Source organism: Flavobacterium sp. CG_9.1, from assembly GCF_015751645.1.
Taxonomy (GTDB): Bacteria; Bacteroidota; Bacteroidia; order Flavobacteriales; family Flavobacteriaceae; genus Flavobacterium; species Flavobacterium xanthum.
Map to the genome: position 1 here is coordinate 46,806 of NZ_JADOVC010000010.1, position 18,918 is coordinate 65,723.

An 18,918-nucleotide genomic window follows, 5' to 3' on the forward strand; every position below is an offset into this window, starting at 1 on the left:
TACTAAATAAATGAAATTCCAAAAAGCGTATACCTTAGAAGAAATTGCAAGTATCATTGGCTGCGAATATGTAGGTAATGCCAATTTTCCTGTTTTAGGAATGAATGAAATTCATGTTGTCGAATTTGGCGATATTGTTTTTGTGGATCATCCAAAATATTATGACAAGGCATTAAATTCTGCTGCGTCCATAGTTTTGATTAACAAAAATGTCGCGTGTCCCGAAGGAAAAGCGTTACTGGTATCAGAAGATCCTTTTAGAGATTTTAATAAATTGACGAATTATTTCAGGCCTTTTCAATTTTCAAATGTTTCAATAGCAACTTCATCTTCAGTAGGTGAAGGAACTGTGATACAGCCAAATACATTTATTGGAAATCATGTTGTTATTGGCAAGAATTGCTTAATTCATTCTAATGTTTCTATTTATGATTATACCGTAATTGGCGATAATGTAATGATTCATGCAGGAACGATTCTAGGCGCAGATGCTTTTTACTATAAAAAGCGGCCTGAAGGTTATGATCAATTACTTTCCGGTGGTCGCGTGGTAATCAAAGATAATGTGGGTATTGGAGCACTTTGTACTATTGACAAAGGTGTAACTGGTGACACAACAATTGGCGAAGGCACAAAAATTGACAATCAAGTACATGTGGGTCATGATACTGTTATTGGAAAAAAATGTTTAATCGCCTCTCAAACTGGAATAGCAGGTTGTGTGATTATTGAAGATGAAGTAACGATTTGGGGACAAGTAGGAACCACTAGCGGTATTACTATAGGAGCTAAGGCAATTATTTTGGGTCAAACTGGAGTGACAAAATCCGTTGAAGGCGGAAAGTCTTATTTTGGTACTCCAATTGAAGAATCAAGAGAAAAATTGAAACAACTGGCTAATATCAAAAAGATACCCGAAATTCTAAATAAACTAAAATAATATGTCTGCTAAAGAAATTGTTCAGAAATTTTATAAATCGGATGCTTTAATTGATCGTGAAGTTATCAAAGATTTTTTGCATCCAGAGGTAATCGTGGAATGGAATAGTAGTACAGGATTTGTGGAACTTAATTATGATTCGTTATTAAATTTGTCCAATGATTTAAGTAAAGCTTATGTCCGTTCTAAGGTTCGTATAAGCCATCTTATTGGTGAAAATGATTTGATTTCGGTACGTTATTCTCATTTTGTGAAAACGATTGAGAACCCAAGAGAAGAAATGTTATTGGCACATTTTATAGTTATTTGGCAAATAAAAGACAATAAATTATTTCGAGGCTATCAAATGAGCCAATTATCCTAATTTAGTGTCAAAAAACTGAATACTGAATATGGATTAGTGCTTACTATTTTATACTTTTGCATAACCATTTTAAAAACTACATAAAAAATATATCATGAGTGTTTTAGTTAATAAAGATTCCAAAATAATTGTTCAAGGTTTTACAGGAAGCGAAGGAACTTTCCATGCTTCTCAAATGATTGAGTACGGTACTAACGTTGTTGGTGGTGTAACTCCAGGAAAAGGTGGGACTACTCACTTAGATAGACCCGTTTTTAATACTGTAAAAGATGCTGTAGAACAAGCAGGAGCTGATACAACTATCATTTTTGTACCGCCAGCTTTTGCTGCTGATGCAATAATGGAAGCTGCAGATGCAGGTATAAAAGTAATTATTGCAATTACTGAAGGAATTCCTGTTGCTGACATGATAAAAGCAAATAGTTATGTTAAAGAAAGAAACGCAAGATTAATAGGTCCAAACTGCCCTGGAATAATCACTCCGGGTGAAGCTAAAGTTGGTATCATGCCAGGTTTTGTTTTCAAAAAAGGAACTGTAGGTATTGTTTCTAAATCGGGAACATTAACGTACGAAGCGGCTGACCAAGTAGTAAAACAAGGATTAGGAATCACTACTGCAATTGGTATTGGTGGAGACCCAATTATTGGAACAACTACAAAAGAAGCAGTTGAATTATTGATGAACGATCCAGAAACAGAATGTATCGTAATGATAGGTGAAATTGGTGGACAATTAGAAGCTGATGCTGCTCATTGGATCAAAGCTGATGGTAACCGTAAACCAGTTGTAGGATTCATTGCAGGAGTTACCGCTCCTCCAGGACGTACAATGGGACATGCAGGTGCAATTGTTGGTGGTTCAGATGACACTGCAGAAGCTAAGAAACAAATCATGAGAGAATGTGGAATTCACGTAGTGGATTCACCAGCAGAAATTGGTAAAAAAGTAAAAGAAGTTTTAGGTTAATCTAATACTCCAATTAAATATTCTAAAAAGCCTCGCAATTTGTGGGGCTTTTTTATTATAAATTCAATTAAAGAAATATCTTTGCACTTTATTAAATGGATTTGTTTTTTTCAGATTCAATACTAATAAAAGTAAATACAAACGAATGGTTTCTAATGGGCCTCACGATTTTGTGGGGTATTTTTTTGTCGAAGTCATTTCAAATAAAAATAAAATAATATGTACAAAGAATTAAAAAAATTCAAAGTTACCAATCAGTTTTCATTTACTGCAGAAGATAGTCTTGCAGAAGTATGCAATGCTTCAGAAGGATCTGGAGTATTTTTAGTATACTCAGTAGGGGATGAAAAAGAGTTAATAATGGTTGGTTCTACTGGTACCGTTCAAAATAACGGAACTTTGAAAATTAAAAATGGTGGTCTTCAAGAAAAAATTGTAGAAGGACACCAATTTGCAAAAACAGGAAGAAAGTATTCTTGGCCAGCGCAAATGAAAATTGAAGATATAAGCACGCTAGAAGTGGTTTGGTACGAAACATTTAATGACAAGACCAAAGTAATTCCAACTTTTGTAGAAGGACAAGTTTTACAAAACTTCTTAGACGAAAACGGAAGATTGCCTAAATGGAATGTAGCTTTTTAAAAAGTGAACAACTGTTTTTAAGTATTTTATATGGAAGCGTTACATATTAATGTGGCGCTTTTTTTGTTTTAAAATATTTTTGGATGAAATTCAAAACATTTCATGAATTATTAATTACTTTTGCACCCGTTATCACGAATCCTGTAATAGGATAGCAACCTGCAGCAACAAGCAAGGTGCTAAAACGATAAGCCAAATCCTTTGGAAAAAATGTTGTTTACATTCCCATTAGTAGCTTTATTTTTCGTCATAACTTTTAATTTTAAATTATTTTTATGACTCTATTTTCAAAAGAAACCGGAAATCCCTTTGCGTTGATTCCGTTGTTTGTATTTATTTTTACATTTTTAGGAGCAGGAATTGTCTTGAATGATTTTTATGCTTTTCCGTCCCCAGTAGCAGTTCTCATTGGTATAATAGCCGCTTTTTTATTATACAAATCATCAACTGAAGACAAAGTGGAGACCTTGATAGCAGGTTGTGGCGAAAGCAAAATTATGACCATGTGCTTGATTTATTTACTTGCGGGTGCTTTTGCAGTGGTGAGTAAAGCTATGGGCGGCGTTGATGCGGTAGTGAATCTTGGAATCAACACGATTGACGTGGCTTATTTTCCACTAGGAATTTTCTTGATTGCTGCGTTTTTATCAACAGCAACAGGAACTTCAGTTGGCGCTATTGTAGCTATTGGACCAATAGCGGTTTCACTTGCTGATAAAAGTGGCGCTTCTCTACCATTGATATCGGGTGCTTTATTAGGCGGTTCGATGCTTGGGGATAATTTATCCATGATCTCTGACACTACTATTGCAGCTACTCAGTCCTTAGGATGTGAATTAAAAGATAAATTCAAGGTGAATTTGTTTATTGCCTTTCCAGCAGCACTATTTACTATTCTAGTTTTCTTTTACTTGGGGTTAAACTCTGATATTGTTACTGTAGCTATTGCAAAAAATGATTTTTCATGGATTGCAATTGTACCTTATTTATTGGTCATTGTTTTAGCGGTTGTAGGTGTTAATGTTTTTTCTACATTAATTATAGGAACGTTATTAGCGGGCATTATTGGGTATGTTGGAGGTTCTTTTACAATAATGGAATTCACTCAAAAGATCTATGAAGGTTTTACGAGTATGACCGACATCTTTTTGCTTTCGATGCTTACTGGCGGACTTGCTGCTCTAGTTGACAAAGCAGGCGGAATTACTTATCTGTTGGTCCAAATCAAAAAACGAATTAAAAATAAAAAATCAGCACAAGCTGGAATTGGAGCTTTGGTAGGCTTTGCTAATTTGGCTATCGCCAATAACACCGTTTCCATTGTAATTACAGGTCCTATTGCAAAAGAAATTAATGATGAGTATGATTTAAGTTCAAAAAAAACAGCAGCAATTTTAGATATTTTTTCGTGCATTGTACAAGGGATTTTACCTTATGGTGCGCAAGTATTACTAATATTAAGTTTTGCAAATGGAAAATTAGATTTTTTTGATTTGATTAGTAATGCTTGGTATCATTTATTTTTACTCGTCTTTACGTTAGTCGCTATTTATAGTTCCTTTTGGGATAAACTGGTCAAACGATTTTTTCACATCTAAAAAGGAAATTTTATGATTGTTATTGAAAGCGAAATTTTTTTTAAGAAAGGAAAAAGTATATATTTGGCAAGTCGTTTTTAGCCCTGATAGCAATGGAAATCCTTTTCTATTTTTTCTTTAAAAATAGAAAAGATTGCAATGAATAGCAGGAATAGCTCAAAATAAAAAATAAATTAATTTTTGATTATGAAATTACTAGAAGGAAAAGTTGCCATTATCACAGGAGCAAGTCGCGGAATTGGAAAGGGAATTGCAGAAGTTTTTGCAAAACAAGGTGCAAATGTTGCATTTACTTATAGTTCATCAGTAGAATCAGCGATGGCTTTAGAGAATGAATTGAATGCTCTTGGGATCAAAGCAAAAGGCTACCAATCAAATGCGGCGGATTTTAACGAAGCGCAAACGCTTGTTGACGCCGTTATAGCTGAATTTGGAACAGTTGATATTTTAATAAATAACGCTGGAATTACTAAAGACAACCTATTGATGCGTATGTCAGAAGCTGATTTTGATCAAGTAATTGATGTGAATTTGAAGTCGGTTTTTAATATGACTAAAGCCATTCAACGTACATTCCTAAAACAACGGTCTGGTTCTATTATCAATATGAGTTCTGTGGTAGGAGTGAAAGGAAATGCAGGACAAACTAATTATGCGGCATCAAAAGCAGGCGTTATTGGATTTACAAAATCAGTAGCATTAGAATTAGGTTCTCGTAATATTCGTTGCAATGCAATTGCTCCAGGATTTATAGAAACGGAAATGACGGCTAAATTAAATGAAGATGTGGTCAAAGGATGGAGAGATGGAATCCCTTTGAAACGCGGTGGAACAACGGAAGATGTTGCTAATGCGTGTCTTTTCTTTGCCTCTGATATGAGTGCCTATGTAACAGGACAAGTTATGAACGTTTGTGGCGGAATGCTTACTTAAAATAAGAATTGGTATTTAGTTTTCAGGATACCATTCTGAGAACCTAAATTGATTTTTGAATACGACCAAAATATGACCACAACCACCATACTATTATTACTTTTTTCTTTATTAATAGCAGGTGGTTTATCCTATTTTCAATATATCTACAAAGCCAAAAACAAATCGAAAGTCGGTTGGTTTTTGGCTTTTTTACGTTTTTTATCCATTTTTGGAATTTTACTGTTATTGATTAATCCAACATTAACTAAAAACACCCTTGAAACCGTAAAAACGCCTCTACCCATTGTAGTGGATAACTCCGGCTCAGTTTCGTTTTTAAATGCGAATGAAAAAGCAGTGGAATTGTATAAAAAATTAGAAGCAAACTCGGCGTTACAAGAAAAATTTGACGTGCAATTGTATCGATTTTCAGATGATTTTGAACCTGCAACCACACTTGACTTTAAAGGAACGCAAACCAATATAGATGCTGTCTCCAAAAATTTAAAAAGTATCTATAAAAATACTAGTTATCCAACGGTTTTGATTACCGATGGAAACCAAACTTCAGGTAATGATTATGTGTATAGTTTTGATGCTACAAATAAAGTATATCCCCTTGTAGTAGGAGATACGACTACTTTTTTAGATTTCAAAATCAATCAATTGAACGTGAATAAATATGCTTTTCATAAGAACAAGTTTCCTGTAGAAGCTTTTTTACACTATTCTGGAACTAAAAGCATAACGGCTGATTTTATTATTTCGCAAGGAAAAGCAGTCTATAGCAAACAACCGATTGCTTTTTCAGCTTCTAAAAAAACGGAAACAGTTAGCCTGCTCTTGCCCGCTGATAAAATAGGATTACAGCTTTTTAAAGCTACTATTTCATCCAAAGAACAGGAAAAGAACAAGTATAATAATACGAAGAATTTTGCCGTTGAAGTACTGGATCAAAAGACTTCTATTGCACTCGTTTCGGCAATCAGCCATCCTGATTTAGGAGCATTAAAAAGAGCAATTGAATCTAATGTACAACGCAAAGTGAAAATTGTTAAGCCTAATGATATCAAATCAGTACAAGATTATACTATTCTTATTTTTTACCAACCTACTGCTGAATTCAAAACTATTTTTGAGAATAGTAAAATGGCTGGAATCAATACGTTTATTATTACTGGTAACAATACAGATTTTAATTTTTTAAATCAGCAACAGGATAATTTAGACTTTAAAATGAGCGGACAAAAAGAGGATTATTTATCCGTTTTTAATAAGCAATTTAACTTGTTTGCAGTGGAGAATATTGGGTTTGAAAATTTCACGCCTTTACAAAATGCTTTTGGTACCGTTACTACAAAGGGAGCAATCTCAGTTTTACTTTCATCTAAAATTAGAACAATCGAGACGAACGCGCCTTTGCTCGCTTTTGCAGAAAATCAAGGCAAACGAGTTGCTTATCTTTTGGGTGAAAATAGTTGGAAATGGCGTTTACAAACACATGTAGATACACAATCATTTGAGAAATACGATCTTTTCATAGATAAGGTTGTTCAATTTTTAGCTTCTAATAACTCCAAAAAATCATTGGTAGTGGAACATGAAAGTTTTTACAACTCAGGCGAAGCAATCGAAATTACAGCTCAATATTTTAATAAAAACTATGAATTTGACGAAAAAGCGAGATTGACAATTGCTGTTACTAATACTAAAACGAAACAAACGACGAACTACGATTTATTGAAAGGAAACAACTCCTATAAAGTGAATCTGGATAGATTAAAATCGGGTTCTTATTCCTTTTCAGTAAAAGAATTAAATTCTGGAACGACTTACTCCAGCAGTTTTGAAATTCTTGATTTTGATATCGAAAAGCAATTTATCAATCCTGATGTAGCCAAATTGACGCAATTAGCATCGCAAACGGAGGGCAAGGTATATTTTCCAGACCAAATAAATGGTTTAATAAAAACACTTTTGGAAAACGAGGATTACAAAGCAATACAGAAAAATAGTGTAACCAAGACACCTTTGATTGACTGGGTTTGGTTATTAATATTGATCTCCATTTTACTTGCTACAGAGTGGTTTGTTCGAAAATACAATGGATTGCTTTAAGTAAATACGAGAAAATAACATGGATTTTAGACTAAAAGTTTTTTATACGGTTGCCAATCGTTTGAGTTTTACAAAAGCAGCAGCGGAATTGTTTATTTCGCAACCAGCTATTTCAAAGCACATTCAAGAGTTAGAAGAACACTATAAGATTAAACTTTTTGATCGAAGTGGATCAAAAATCTCCTTAACAACTGCTGGGGAAGTATTGTTACAACATACCAAAAGTATTTTTGAAGTGTACCGCGAAATAGATTTTGACATGAGTACACTGATTAATCAACGTTCGGGATTGTTGCGAATAGGCGCCAGTACAACAATCTCTCAGTATATAATCCCACCACTATTAGCTCGTTTTCATCAAAAGTTACAAGATATAAAAGTGAGTTTACTGAACGGAAATACAGAACAAATTGAAAACGCTCTATTGAAACAAGAAATTGAAATTGGAATTGTAGAAGGACAATCTAAAAATAAGTCTATTAAATATGCCGCGTTTTTAAAAGATGAATTGGTTTTAGTTTGTAACAGTTCCAATCCTTTGAGCAAACGTAATGAAGTGACGCAAAAAGATTTAAAAAGGATGCGTTTTTTAATGCGAGAACGAGGTTCAGGAACACTTGAAGTTATTGAACATGCGTTGAAACCATTTGAAATTAAAATATCCGAATTGCAAATTGAAATGCAATTAGGCAGTACTGAAAGTATAAAATCTTATTTAATAAATTCTGATTGTGTAGCTTTTATATCGATTCATGCGATAAAAAAAGAACTTCAAAGTAATGAATTGGCAATATTAAATATTAAAGAACTGATAATTGAACGTTTCTTTTATATCATCACCTTGCAAGGAAAAACAGATTCGCTTTCGGATTTGTTTATACAAAACATTTCAAATCATTATAATTTAAAGTTATAGTAGATTACAATTTACGATTGGGATAAATTGTTTTATCTAAGCACCTTTGTACCGTAATAATTCAATTACTTTACAATGGAAACGCATCATAAAGAAATTCAAAAACAACCTTTTATTTTTTTTAAAGTAAATGCCAAATTGCAGCAACTCATTTTTGTTGTGTTGCTATTATTTTGTACAACAATTTTTGTCTCTCCGCCTATAGCCTTAGTATTAGGATTAGTAGTCGCCAATCTTTTTGGACATCCATTTTTAAATTTAAATCATAAAGCGACTAATTATTTGTTGCAATTTTCAGTAGTGGGTTTGGGATTTGGTATGAATATTCACAGTGCTGTTTCGGCAGGAAAAGAAGGTTTTTTGTTTACCGTGATTTCTATTTTCACAACTTTGGTTTTAGGAACCTTTTTAGGAAAATGTCTCAAAATCGAGAAGAAAACATCTCATTTAATTTCATGTGGTACTGCAATTTGTGGCGGTAGTGCAATTGCAGCAATCGCTCCCGTAATCAAATCCAATGAAAAAGAAACGTCTGTCGCTTTGGGAGTCATATTTATTCTGAATTCAGTAGCACTTTTTGTTTTTCCAGCAGTAGGGCAGTGGTTGGGTTTATCTCAACAAGAGTTCGGCTTGTGGTGTGCAATTGCCATACATGACACCAGTTCTGTGGTAGGAGCAGCGAGTAAATATGGTGCAGAAGCCTTGCAGATAGCCACAACAGTAAAATTAGCACGGGCGCTATGGATTGTTCCCGTAGCGTTGATCACTTCCTTTATTTTTAAAAATAATACAAAGAAAATTAAAATTCCTTACTTTATAGGATTATTTATTTTGGCTATGCTTTCTACTACTTATTTGCCACAAATGCAGATTATTACGCCCTATTTTGTTTCAATTGCTAAAATTGGTTTAACAATGACGTTATTTCTAATTGGAGCCGGATTAAATGGAGCTATCTTAAAAGCGGTAGGACTAAAAACGTTAGCACAAGGGGTTTTGCTATGGATATGCATTGCCATCGCTACATTAGTTGCAATTATTTATCTAAAATAGTTTTATGATGAAATGTTTTTCTTTTGATCACATGAAATTGCAGTCGGATATAATCATACATAAGAGCAATTAATAAAAAAGTAGCAGCAATAAAAAGTGTTTTCATTTTCAGTGTATTATAGAGAAAACCACCTGAAAAACAGCCAATAAAAAAGAAAATGATGATGGATAGCCGAAGATAGATACTTATTTTTAATTTTTTCTTTTCCTCTGGTTTTTTATAAAAAAACAATTGAGACAGTTCAATTCCTAAGTCTGTAAAAAGCCCGGTTAGATGGGTAGTTCGAACTATAGATTGTGAAATTTTTGTCACTAAAGAGTTTTGTATTCCCATGGCGAAAAGCATCGAAAAAGCTATCCATTTTCCTTCCAAACTCGATAGGGATGTTTGGGTTCCAAAAATACCAACCGCAATCAAAACAATCATTTCTATAGAAATGGGCAGTACATGAGATAGATTTGGATGTTTTTTTGAAATTAGTTCTGCTAAAAAATTAGAGGTAAAGGCACCTAATAAAAAGAAAATAGTGAATACGAAAAAAGTAATTGCGGCTACGTAATCCCGTTTCATAATCTCTTCGGCAAAATAGGCGAAATGTCCCGTAACATTAGTAGTTAAAGTTTGAATGGATAAAACTCCCGTAATATTTACAATTCCAGCTACAAATGATAATAGAGTAGCCAAACGAAGATTGTGAACAAAAGTTCTATTTTTTCCTTGATGTCGAAACATAGTTGTAGTTTTCTTTTTTAATTAACACAATCTTAAATCCTTTTTTTTCTAATAACGAATTAAAGAAATACATTTGTCTTTCAAAAAAAATAAATTTAATGAAAAATTTTAAAATTAGACCTACGTTTATTGCTTTATCTGCACTTGGCGTTGCCTTTCTTCTTTTGTCATGGGGAGTTATCGGTCATGAACGAATTAACAGAGCAGCTGTAATGGCATTGCCAAAACCATTGCAAACTTTTTTTTACAATCACATTGATTACATCACACAAGCATCTACTGTTCCAGATTTAAGAAGGAACGTCTTAAACGACAAAATGGAGCCGCCACGTCATTATTTTGATATGGAGAATTTTGGTGCAGTAGAGACTTTTCCTAAAACTATGGAAGAAGCAAAGTCTAAATATGATGAAAAGTTTTTGACTAAAAATGGAATCTTACCTTGGCACATTCAAGATATGATGGCCAAATTAACTAAAGCTTTTAAAGATAAAAGAAAAAATGAAATCCTTTTCATCGCGGGTGATTTAGGTCACTATATTGCAGATGCACACATGCCATTGCATACTTCAGACAATCATGATGGACAAAATACCAACCAAAAAGGAATTCATTCTTTATGGGAAAGTCGTTTGCCTGAATTGTTTGTAAAAAACTATAAATTGAATGTAGCGCAAGGGAAATATTTAGAAAATGTGGAGAAGGCTACTTGGGATATCATTTTTGACACCCACAGTTTAGTGGAACCTTTATTGGCTACCGATAAAAAACTAAGAACTGCAACTCCTGAAAACAAAATGTACGTAACGGATGCCGCTGGAACTATTGTGAAAAACAAATATGGTGGAATGTTATATTCTGATGAGTATGCAGGTAAATTGCATACAGATTTAAACGGGATGGTGGAACAACAAATGAAGAAAGCGATTACAGCAACAGCAAGTTTTTGGTATACGGCTTGGGTCAATGCTGGAAAACCAGACTTAAGCAATCTCGATGCTACTGAACTTACAAAACGCAACAGCAAAAATCTAAAAAAAGATTTGAAAACCTTTGAAAAGGGAAGTCTCTTTGGTTTAATAAATGAAAAAGAATAAATGCTACTTTTCTAATTAAAAAACGGGTGAGACTTATATCTCACCCGTTTTTTTATGCTAATTAATTTTTTGATACTTCTTATTTTTCAATATATCGGAGGCAGTTTGATAGTATGAAACAGTTTCGTTTACTAAATCTGTTCTTTCTTTTTTCAATGGCGTTTGTTCGTAGAATATTTGGAAATCCAACGGTACTGTCTGGTTTGGTTTCAATGCTAGCTGAAACTGTTTGACGCTTTTTTTAGGTGAAATAACCGTTAAAATATTGTCTTTTATCAATCCTAAATCCTGGTATGTGGCAATCAAGGCTCTAGGTTTATAATCTGGTTTTAACACATCTTGACCATAAAATTTACTTTGGTATTTAAAGTTTAATAGCCCTAAAACGGTTGGCATAACATCAATTTGTGACATTAAATTAGTGTAGTTTTGAGGTGCTACAAATCCAGGACTAAAAATCATAGCAGGAATTCTGTATTTATCTGCAGGAAGTTCTGTTTTACCAGCACTCGAAGCACAATGATCTGCTAAAATGACAAATACAGTATTCGTGAACCAAGGCTGTTTTTTAGCCATTTCAAAGAATTTTTTGATGGCAAAATCAGTATATTTTACACCACCATCTCGCGATTTTGCATCGCCGGGAATATCAATTTTTCCATTGGGGTAAGTAAAGGGTCTGTGGTTACTCACCGTCATAATATGATTAAAAAATGGCTTGTTAGTAGAAGCCTCTTTATTCATAATCCCAATAGCTTTATTGTACATATCTTCATCACAAACTCCCCAAATATTATCGAAAGTAATTTCGTTTGGTGCAAACGTCTTTTTATCTACAATATCGTATTGATTTCCTGCGAAAAAATCTTCCATATTATCAAAGAAAGCATCGCCTCCATACATGAATTTGACGGCATATCCTTTTTCTTTAAATATAGCTCCAGTTGAGAATTTATTTTTATTGTCTTTCCTTTTTACAACACTTTCGCCTGCTGTAGGAGGAAAACATAGTGTAACCGCTTCAAGGCCACGCACTGTTCTGTTTCCTACTGCGTAAAGATTCGTAAAAACCAAACTTTTTGTTGCCAAGCTATCTAGAAAAGGAGTGATTTTTTTCTCGTTTCCATACATTTTCATAAATTCCGCACTGTAACTTTCGATTGTTATCAAAACCACATTCTTATGATTTTCGGCAGCTTCACTTTGAATTTGTCTCAAGGTTGTTTCTCCAGAGATTTGTGGAATCTGTTGCTTTAATTGTGCATAGGCATCAGCACTTGGAACGGTTTTATAAAATTTAAAATAGTCTAGCTCACTATTCATAAATGCCAAATAGAACTTATAAATTCCGTTCGCTTGCAATTCATTTGCAAAAATATTTTGAGAATTTTCCTTTACCGATAAAGCTGGAATGGCAAAAAGAGACAATCCAAAAAGAAGGAAATAAATTCCTGAAATTTTCATTTTTTCAACGAAAGCAGGAATGCTTTCGATATAAACTTTCGATTTTTTTACAATAATATAGGTTACTAGACCAGCAATGATGAATAGTGCTGAAAATATGGGGATAACTGGATATGATTCCATAATATTTCCAATAACTTCATTCGTGTAAATGAGATAATTTACGGCTATAAAATTGTACTTCACTCCAAATTCATTCCAGAAAAAGTATTCACTGATGCCATTTTGTAAAATTAAAACCACATATAAAAAGATCACAAAGGAAAATAGCCAGTACCGAATTTGGCTCCGATATTTAGGTAAAAAAAGAAGCGATGCAAATAAAATTGTTTTTATCGAAAGAAAGGCAATTACGATTTTTGGCAAAGCACTTCCATATTCATTGAGCACCGTGTTTCCAAAGGAAATATAAAGCACTAGTGCAACTAATAATCCAAGGATTAAGTAGCCATAAGGTTTAAAATATTTGGAATTAGATATAAAAATAAGGTACAGCCATAAGAAGCCGCTTACTAGCACAAAAACAAAAAAGTCAGATAAAAAGCCAAATACAAATAAGGATACGGTATCCACCCAAGAAAAGGTAGCTTGAGTTATAGGATGAAAAAATAGAATTATTCTTAAACAAAAACTAACGGTACTGTAAAAAAGGAGTAAGTAATAGAATGGAGAGACTTTTTTTGATAAATTCATGTATATATATTTTTATGTAAAAATATAATTAATTTTTAAACATAATTTTTAAGAATAGCTTAATTTTTTACTATAAATTAATATTGACTTAAGATAGAATTTAGCATATTCCAAAACAAAATAAAAGCAATAATTTTACTAGGAATTTAAAATGCAATTACAATGAAAAAAAATATATTGATTTTGTTTCTTTTCATAGGGACAATGGGCTATTCCCAAAACTGGAAATCTAGTTTTGAAGAAGCAAAATCGCAAGCTATTGCAGAAAATAAAAATATTATACTTGTGTTTTCCGGATCTGATTGGTGTGCACCTTGTATTAAATTAGATAAAACAATCTGGCAATCTGAAGAATTTAAAAAGGAAGCCGATCAAAAATGGGTCTTGTACAAAGCTGATTTTCCAAAGAAAAAAGCAAATTTGTTAGCCGCTGAAGTAACAAGTAGCAATAGAAAATTGGCTTCGGAATATAATAAATCCGGAAATTTCCCACTGGTACTTCTTTTAGATAAAACGGGCAGGGTATTAGGGATAACAGGATATAAGAACACAAGTCCAGAGCAATACATTCAACTCATTCATTCTTTTGAAATCAAATGAGAAAAACACTCTGTATAGGTTTTTTGTTAGCAATAATAGTAGCTAATGCACAAATTGCGCATAAGCGAAAGTTGTCAATGTTAGGAAGTCCTTTTGAGGTAACCGCTGTTGCTACCGACACTATAAAAGCTAATGAATATATTGATTTGGCTGTAGCCGAAGTAAAACGTATCGAGAATTTAATTTCTGATTGGATTCCCACTACACAAATTTCTGACGTAAATAGAAATGCAGGAATAAAACCTGTAAAAGTAGATGCAGAAGTTTTTGATTTAGTAGAACGTTCCATCAAAATTTCTCAAATTACAAAGGGTGCATTTGATATTTCGTACGCTTCCATGGATAAAATATGGAAATTTGACGGTAGCATGAAAACAATGCCGACGGAGGAAGCCATAAAAAAATCAGTTGCAAAAATTGGATACAAAAATATTATTTTAAATAAAAAAGAACAGACTATTTTTCTAAAATCAGCGGGAATGAAGCTAGGCTTAGGCGGAATAGGACAGGGATTTATTGCTGACAAAATAAAGGATTTGTTATTCTCAAAAGGCTGTACAGCTGGAATTGTAAATGTTTCAGGAGATATTAATGCCTGGGGAAAACAACCAGATGGCAAATCTTGGAATATTGGAATAGTAAATCCTTTGAACAAAAATAAAATATTTGCAACTTTTCCCATCGAAGATAGTGCCGTGGAAACATCAGGTAGTTATGAGAAGTACGTTATTTTTAATGGCATTCGCTATTCTCATATTATCGATCCCAGAACAGGTTATCCAGCTACAGGAGTAGTAAGTGTATCCGTTTTTGCTAAAAAAACTGAAATCGCAGATGCTTTAGCAACTGGAATTTTTGTGCTGGGGGTGGATGTCGGGTTGGATTTAGTAAATCAAATTAAAGGTGTTGAATGTATTATTGTAGATGATAAAGGCAAGATTCATTCCTCCAATGGTATTGATGTTCAAAAATATAACTAAATAAAAAAGTGAAGATGATAAATAAAATAGCCTTTGTGTTTTTTACAGCATTGATTTTACAGTCCTGCAGTTCCGTAAAAGAATACGAGAAAGAAAAAATTAATGATCCTGATATGAAATTATCAGCGAGAACCGCGGAACGATATGAGACTTCTTTTCAAGTGTATCGGGAAGCTGCTGCAGGAGCCAATGGAGGAAAATCTGGCGGTGGTTGCGGGTGCAACTAATTAAAAGCATGTATTTAGATGGTAAATTTGAATCCTTGAAAAAATGAAAATAAAAATTTTATCTTTTTTTATCTTACTGACTACTGCTGCTTTTGCACAAGATAAAGACCCGGTATTTAAAAAAAGAGTGCTAGAAAGTACGGAAGTTGACTTTTTAACCAGTTACTACGATCAAAATGGTTCAAGATCAGCTGTCTCAGGCGGCGTAGGATCTGAAAAACTTACAGATGTAGCCTCAAATATTGTGGTGGCAATGCCATTAAATGATGATGATGTTTTGACTATTGATTTGGGAATATCAGCCTATTCATCAGCTTCTTCAAGTAATATAAATCCATTTAATTCCACTGGCGCTTCTGCTGGAGGAGGTGGCGACGATGATGATAGAGTAGCGGGTGGAAAAGTAGTGGCTTTAGGTCCTTCTGGAACGCCATGGCAAGCTTCATCTGGTGCGTCTAGAAGTGATCAATTGGTGTCGGTGGTTGCTAATTACGGCCATAGTAGTGACTCCAGAAATTTTATATGGAATACAGATGTTTCTTTTTCAAATGAATATGATTACACTTCTGTTGGGTTTGGAGGCGGAATTGCCGGTCTTTTTAATGAAAAAAATACAGAATTAAGCTTGAAAGTAAATGCATATTTGGATCAATGGAGACCAATTTATCCAACGGAATTGCACGAATATTCTAAATATGGTTCTAACTTTTTAAACCAAGGCTATTTTAATGGAGTAACGGTTTTGGATCAAAATGGACAATCTACCGCCAATTATTTGCCATCAGCATTTCAAACGATAAATGCAGTGAATAGAAACTCTTTCTCAGCATCCATAGGTTTTTCTCAGGTCTTATCTAAGAAATTACAAGTGTCCGTATTTTTTGATGTATTGCAGCAACAAGGATTATTGTCTTCCCCATATCACCGAATCTATTTAGCTGACAAAGCTAATTTTTACATTGGACAAGCGCAATACATTAATAATTATGAGAGTACAAGCAATGCTGGAGTCTACAAATTAGCAGACGATATCGAAAGATTACCAGATTCTCGTTTCAAACTTCCTATTGGAGCCCGTTTAAATTATTACATTAATGAACACTTCCTATTGAGAACGTATTATCGTTTTTACTCAGATAACTGGAACATTCAGTCTCATACCGCTACTATTGAACTTCCTGTGAAATTATCAGACAAGTTTACTGTTTTTCCAATGTATCGGTACTATACACAAATAGCTTCTAAATATTACGCACCGTACGAAACACATTTATCCACAGAAAAATTTTATACGTCAGATGCGGATTTAGCCACATTTGATGCTAATCAATACGGTTTTGGTATCAACTATACAGATATTTTTACAGCATCGAAAGTATGGAAATTTGGTTTGAAAAACATTGATTTTAGATTCAATCACTATGAACGAAGTGATAATCTTAAGGCTAATATTGCTACAATTGGTTTCAAGTTTGTAATGCAATAATGCTTAAATTTACAAAAAAAGTATAAAATGCACATATTAATTGTAGAAGATGAAGCGGGCATTGTTCAATTTATTCAGCAAGGGTTAGAAGAAGAAGGATATACGATTACTAGTGCTTCTGATGGCTTATTGGGTTTTCAGTTAACTCAAAAAGAGAATTTTGATCTTATTTTGCTGGATTGGATGCTTCCCAAAATGACTGGTTTAGAATTGTGTAAAGCTATTCGGTTGAAAAACAACAGTACTCCAATTATATTTTTGACTGCCAAAGATACGGTTCAAGAAACTATTGAAGGACTCAAAGCAGGCGCTAACGATTATATAAAGAAACCGTTTAGTTTTGATGAATTAGTGGAACGGATTAAAATTCATTTTAGAAACCAAAAGGAAAATGAAATTCTGACTCTTGGTACGATTGAAATCGATACCGTCAAACATGAGGTTTTGGTCAATAAAATCGAAGTAGCACTAACACAACGTGAATTTGAACTCCTAAGTTATTTAGTAAAAAACAAAGGAAAAGTATGCACTAGAACTCAAATTATTGAAGATGTTTGGGACATACATTTTGAGTATGACACCGGTGTTATCGATGTTTTTATAAATGCCATACGCAAAAAATTAAACTTAAAAATTGAAGAAGATTATATAAAAACCGTCCGCGGTGTAGGTTATATTGCTAATGACTAAAAAAATGCCACAACTTTCCTTTAAAAATCGAATTGCTTCACATTATATTATAACTACTGCATTATTAATTTTTGTAGTTTTTTTTATTATCTATTCTATTGTTAGGTTTAGTGTTTACAGCCATGTAAATACTGATATTAGCATTGAAGTGGAGAAACATCTTACTGAAATTGAAGTTGTAGGTAATAGTTTTCATTTGATTCATGAAGAGGAGTGGAAGGAACGGGAGCACAATACACTTGATGTAAATCCAGTATTTATTCAATTTATTGATAAAAAAGGAGTTGTGATTGAAAAATCTCCCAATCTCAAAAAACAAACCTTGACCTATTTTTCTAAAAAAATTGATAATGAGGTTTTTGACACAAAATTAGAAACGAACACTATTCGTCAAATTCAGGTCCCCATTTATCAAAAGACCAAGGTAATTGGCTATATACTAATAGCGATGTCACTAGAAGATGCCTCGTTAGTGCTTAACAATTTATCTGAAGTGCTTATTATTGTCTATCCTTTAATTTTAATTTTGTTGTTCTTCATTGCTCGATTTATTGCTGGAAGAAGTATCAAACCCATTAGTGCTATTATTAAAACTTCCAATGTCATTACCAAAGACAATCTGACTTCTAGAATTCCGATGCCTCAAAATAGAGACGAACTTTTTGTTTTGTCTCAAACAATCAATAATTTATTAGACCGCATTGAAACCGCCGTTGAGAGAGAAAAACAATTTACTTCAGATGCATCTCATGAACTAAGAACTCCTTTAACCGTAATAAAAGGCACTTTGGAGGTTTTAATACGAAAGCCAAGAGATGCTGCTGAATACGAAGAAAAGATTAATTTTTGTGTAAAAGAAGTAAATCGGTTGAATCATTTAGTAGATCAGCTTCTCCTATTGGCGCGATTTGAAAACCAAAAGCAAACCTTAAAAATTGAAAAAGTATACTTGAATGCTATCTTTTTAGACACTATTGCTCGATCTTCTTCCACCATCCAATCCAAAAAAATTACTGTTTCAGCTGAATTTTCCCAAGATTATTTTATAGAAACAGACAGTTATTTATTTTCAATTATAATTAACAACCTGATTTCAAATGCGCTGAAATATTCTAATTCAGATGACAGTCTAACCATTAAAATAGTAAGCAATGGTGCTAAGATTGAATGCCACATCATTGACTCGGGCATTGGAATACCTTCAGAGGATTTAGAAAGAATTTTCAATCAATTTTACCGTTCAAAATCAAGCGATCATCCTGAAATTAAAGGAACCGGTTTAGGGTTATCCATTGTTAGCAGATTATGTTCATTACTCAACATCACAGTGGCAATTACTAGTCAAGAGAATAAAGGGACTACCGTAATTTTAAGTTTATTTGAAGCAGACCTTAAGTAGTTCTTAAGGAAATCCTTATCTTTAGGCCTTACTTTT

The 18,918-nt window shown here is 33.3% G+C and carries 18 protein-coding genes and 1 riboswitch; of the genes, 16 read left to right on the forward strand and 2 right to left on the reverse strand.

What is annotated here, in order from left to right:
* Positions 1-10 precede the first annotated feature (10 nt).
* The 9 genes from IWX83_RS07215 to IWX83_RS07255 all read left to right on the forward strand — a co-directional run bounded on the left by IWX83_RS07215 (position 11) and on the right by IWX83_RS07255 (position 9,513).
* On the forward strand, positions 11-940 hold the full coding sequence (locus IWX83_RS07215) for a UDP-3-O-(3-hydroxymyristoyl)glucosamine N-acyltransferase (protein ID WP_196828680.1): 930 nt from the start codon (positions 11-13) through the stop codon (positions 938-940).
* 1 nt (position 941) lies between these two features.
* The gene (locus IWX83_RS07220; RefSeq protein WP_073351280.1) at positions 942-1,304 is read left to right on the forward strand and encodes a hypothetical protein; all 363 of its coding nucleotides are present in this window, start codon (positions 942-944) and stop codon (positions 1,302-1,304) included.
* A 94-nt stretch (positions 1,305-1,398) separates the two neighbouring features.
* Entirely contained in the window at positions 1,399-2,271 is an 873-nt protein-coding gene (sucD, locus tag IWX83_RS07225) for a succinate--CoA ligase subunit alpha (protein WP_035672307.1), read from the forward strand.
* A 219-nt stretch (positions 2,272-2,490) separates the two neighbouring features.
* Positions 2,491-2,913 (forward strand): hypothetical protein, encoded by a 423-nt coding sequence (locus IWX83_RS07230; RefSeq protein WP_066077472.1) that lies wholly within the window; start codon positions 2,491-2,493, stop codon positions 2,911-2,913.
* A gap of 124 nt (positions 2,914-3,037) precedes the next feature.
* Positions 3,038-3,134: riboswitch (SAM-I-IV-variant riboswitch) on the forward strand.
* 54 nt (positions 3,135-3,188) lie between these two features.
* On the forward strand, positions 3,189-4,511 hold the full coding sequence (locus IWX83_RS07235) for a Na+/H+ antiporter NhaC family protein (RefSeq protein ID WP_196828682.1): 1,323 nt from the start codon (positions 3,189-3,191) through the stop codon (positions 4,509-4,511).
* Between the two features lie 186 nt (positions 4,512-4,697).
* Entirely contained in the window at positions 4,698-5,444 is a 747-nt protein-coding gene (gene fabG, locus IWX83_RS07240) for a 3-oxoacyl-[acyl-carrier-protein] reductase (protein WP_196828684.1), read from the forward strand.
* Positions 5,445-5,516: 72 nt separating this feature from the next.
* Positions 5,517-7,544 (forward strand): hypothetical protein, encoded by a 2,028-nt coding sequence (locus IWX83_RS07245; protein WP_196828696.1) that lies wholly within the window; start codon positions 5,517-5,519, stop codon positions 7,542-7,544.
* Positions 7,545-7,563: 19 nt separating this feature from the next.
* Positions 7,564-8,460, forward strand: coding sequence for a LysR family transcriptional regulator (locus IWX83_RS07250; protein WP_196828698.1), 897 nt, complete (start codon positions 7,564-7,566; stop codon positions 8,458-8,460).
* Positions 8,461-8,535: 75 nt separating this feature from the next.
* Positions 8,536-9,513, forward strand: a complete 978-nt coding sequence (locus IWX83_RS07255) for a YeiH family protein (RefSeq protein ID WP_196828700.1) — start codon at positions 8,536-8,538, stop codon at positions 9,511-9,513.
* On the opposite strand, the gene IWX83_RS07260 is transcribed toward IWX83_RS07255, so the two are convergent.
* On the reverse strand, positions 9,497-10,246 hold the full coding sequence (locus IWX83_RS07260) for a YoaK family protein (RefSeq protein ID WP_196828703.1): 750 nt from the start codon (positions 10,244-10,246) through the stop codon (positions 9,497-9,499). The two genes, IWX83_RS07255 and IWX83_RS07260, sit on opposite strands and share 17 nt — an antisense overlap.
* Positions 10,247-10,344: 98 nt before the next feature.
* Here IWX83_RS07260 and IWX83_RS07265 point away from each other — a divergent pair, with 98 nt between their 5' ends.
* Complete coding sequence (locus IWX83_RS07265) at positions 10,345-11,343, forward strand: zinc dependent phospholipase C family protein (protein WP_073351267.1); 999 nt, start codon at positions 10,345-10,347, stop codon at positions 11,341-11,343.
* Positions 11,344-11,400: 57 nt separating this feature from the next.
* On the opposite strand, the gene IWX83_RS07270 is transcribed toward IWX83_RS07265, so the two are convergent.
* Positions 11,401-13,500 (reverse strand): LTA synthase family protein, encoded by a 2,100-nt coding sequence (locus IWX83_RS07270; RefSeq protein WP_196828705.1) that lies wholly within the window; start codon positions 13,498-13,500, stop codon positions 11,401-11,403.
* Between the two features lie 162 nt (positions 13,501-13,662).
* On the opposite strand from IWX83_RS07270, the gene IWX83_RS07275 reads away from it, so the two are divergent.
* Genes IWX83_RS07275 through IWX83_RS07300 form a run of 6 tightly spaced genes read left to right on the forward strand, consistent with a single transcriptional unit; the run spans position 13,663 to position 18,882 of the window.
* Positions 13,663-14,100 carry a thioredoxin family protein gene (locus tag IWX83_RS07275; RefSeq protein ID WP_196828707.1) on the forward strand — a complete coding sequence of 146 codons (438 nt, stop codon included), beginning with the start codon at positions 13,663-13,665 and terminating at the stop codon, positions 14,098-14,100.
* Complete coding sequence (locus IWX83_RS07280) at positions 14,097-15,080, forward strand: FAD:protein FMN transferase (protein ID WP_196828709.1); 984 nt, start codon at positions 14,097-14,099, stop codon at positions 15,078-15,080. Before IWX83_RS07275 ends, IWX83_RS07280 begins: the two co-directional genes overlap by 4 nt.
* A 14-nt stretch (positions 15,081-15,094) precedes the next feature.
* Positions 15,095-15,307 (forward strand): DUF4266 domain-containing protein, encoded by a 213-nt coding sequence (locus IWX83_RS07285; protein ID WP_196828711.1) that lies wholly within the window; start codon positions 15,095-15,097, stop codon positions 15,305-15,307.
* A gap of 43 nt (positions 15,308-15,350) precedes the next feature.
* Complete coding sequence (locus IWX83_RS07290; protein WP_196828713.1) at positions 15,351-16,793, forward strand: DUF3570 domain-containing protein; 1,443 nt, start codon at positions 15,351-15,353, stop codon at positions 16,791-16,793.
* Positions 16,794-16,820: 27 nt separating this feature from the next.
* The gene (locus IWX83_RS07295) at positions 16,821-17,483 is read left to right on the forward strand and encodes a response regulator transcription factor (protein WP_196828715.1); all 663 of its coding nucleotides are present in this window, start codon (positions 16,821-16,823) and stop codon (positions 17,481-17,483) included.
* A gap of 4 nt (positions 17,484-17,487) precedes the next feature.
* Positions 17,488-18,882: a cell wall metabolism sensor histidine kinase WalK gene (locus tag IWX83_RS07300; RefSeq protein WP_196828717.1), complete on the forward strand. Its 1,395-nt coding sequence runs from the start codon at positions 17,488-17,490 to the stop codon at positions 18,880-18,882.
* Positions 18,883-18,918 lie beyond the last annotated feature (36 nt).

Excerpts from the sequence above, each read along its gene's own strand:
- IWX83_RS07215 (WP_196828680.1), top strand. The coding sequence starts at position 11 with ATGAAATTCCAAAAAGCGTATACCTTAGAAGAAATTGCAAGTATCATT.
- IWX83_RS07220 (WP_073351280.1), top strand. The coding sequence starts at position 942 with ATGTCTGCTAAAGAAATTGTTCAGAAATTTTATAAATCGGATGCTTTA.
- sucD (WP_035672307.1), top strand. The coding sequence starts at position 1,399 with ATGAGTGTTTTAGTTAATAAAGATTCCAAAATAATTGTTCAAGGTTTT.
- IWX83_RS07230 (WP_066077472.1), top strand. The coding sequence starts at position 2,491 with ATGTACAAAGAATTAAAAAAATTCAAAGTTACCAATCAGTTTTCATTT.
- IWX83_RS07235 (WP_196828682.1), top strand. The coding sequence starts at position 3,189 with ATGACTCTATTTTCAAAAGAAACCGGAAATCCCTTTGCGTTGATTCCG.
- fabG (WP_196828684.1), top strand. The coding sequence starts at position 4,698 with ATGAAATTACTAGAAGGAAAAGTTGCCATTATCACAGGAGCAAGTCGC.
- IWX83_RS07245 (WP_196828696.1), top strand. The coding sequence starts at position 5,517 with ATGACCACAACCACCATACTATTATTACTTTTTTCTTTATTAATAGCA.
- IWX83_RS07250 (WP_196828698.1), top strand. The coding sequence starts at position 7,564 with ATGGATTTTAGACTAAAAGTTTTTTATACGGTTGCCAATCGTTTGAGT.
- IWX83_RS07255 (WP_196828700.1), top strand. The coding sequence starts at position 8,536 with ATGGAAACGCATCATAAAGAAATTCAAAAACAACCTTTTATTTTTTTT.
- IWX83_RS07260 (WP_196828703.1), bottom strand. The coding sequence starts at position 10,246 with ATGTTTCGACATCAAGGAAAAAATAGAACTTTTGTTCACAATCTTCGT.
- IWX83_RS07265 (WP_073351267.1), top strand. The coding sequence starts at position 10,345 with ATGAAAAATTTTAAAATTAGACCTACGTTTATTGCTTTATCTGCACTT.
- IWX83_RS07270 (WP_196828705.1), bottom strand. The coding sequence starts at position 13,500 with ATGAATTTATCAAAAAAAGTCTCTCCATTCTATTACTTACTCCTTTTT.
- IWX83_RS07275 (WP_196828707.1), top strand. The coding sequence starts at position 13,663 with ATGAAAAAAAATATATTGATTTTGTTTCTTTTCATAGGGACAATGGGC.
- IWX83_RS07280 (WP_196828709.1), top strand. The coding sequence starts at position 14,097 with ATGAGAAAAACACTCTGTATAGGTTTTTTGTTAGCAATAATAGTAGCT.
- IWX83_RS07285 (WP_196828711.1), top strand. The coding sequence starts at position 15,095 with ATGATAAATAAAATAGCCTTTGTGTTTTTTACAGCATTGATTTTACAG.
- IWX83_RS07290 (WP_196828713.1), top strand. The coding sequence starts at position 15,351 with ATGAAAATAAAAATTTTATCTTTTTTTATCTTACTGACTACTGCTGCT.
- IWX83_RS07295 (WP_196828715.1), top strand. The coding sequence starts at position 16,821 with ATGCACATATTAATTGTAGAAGATGAAGCGGGCATTGTTCAATTTATT.
- IWX83_RS07300 (WP_196828717.1), top strand. The coding sequence starts at position 17,488 with ATGCCACAACTTTCCTTTAAAAATCGAATTGCTTCACATTATATTATA.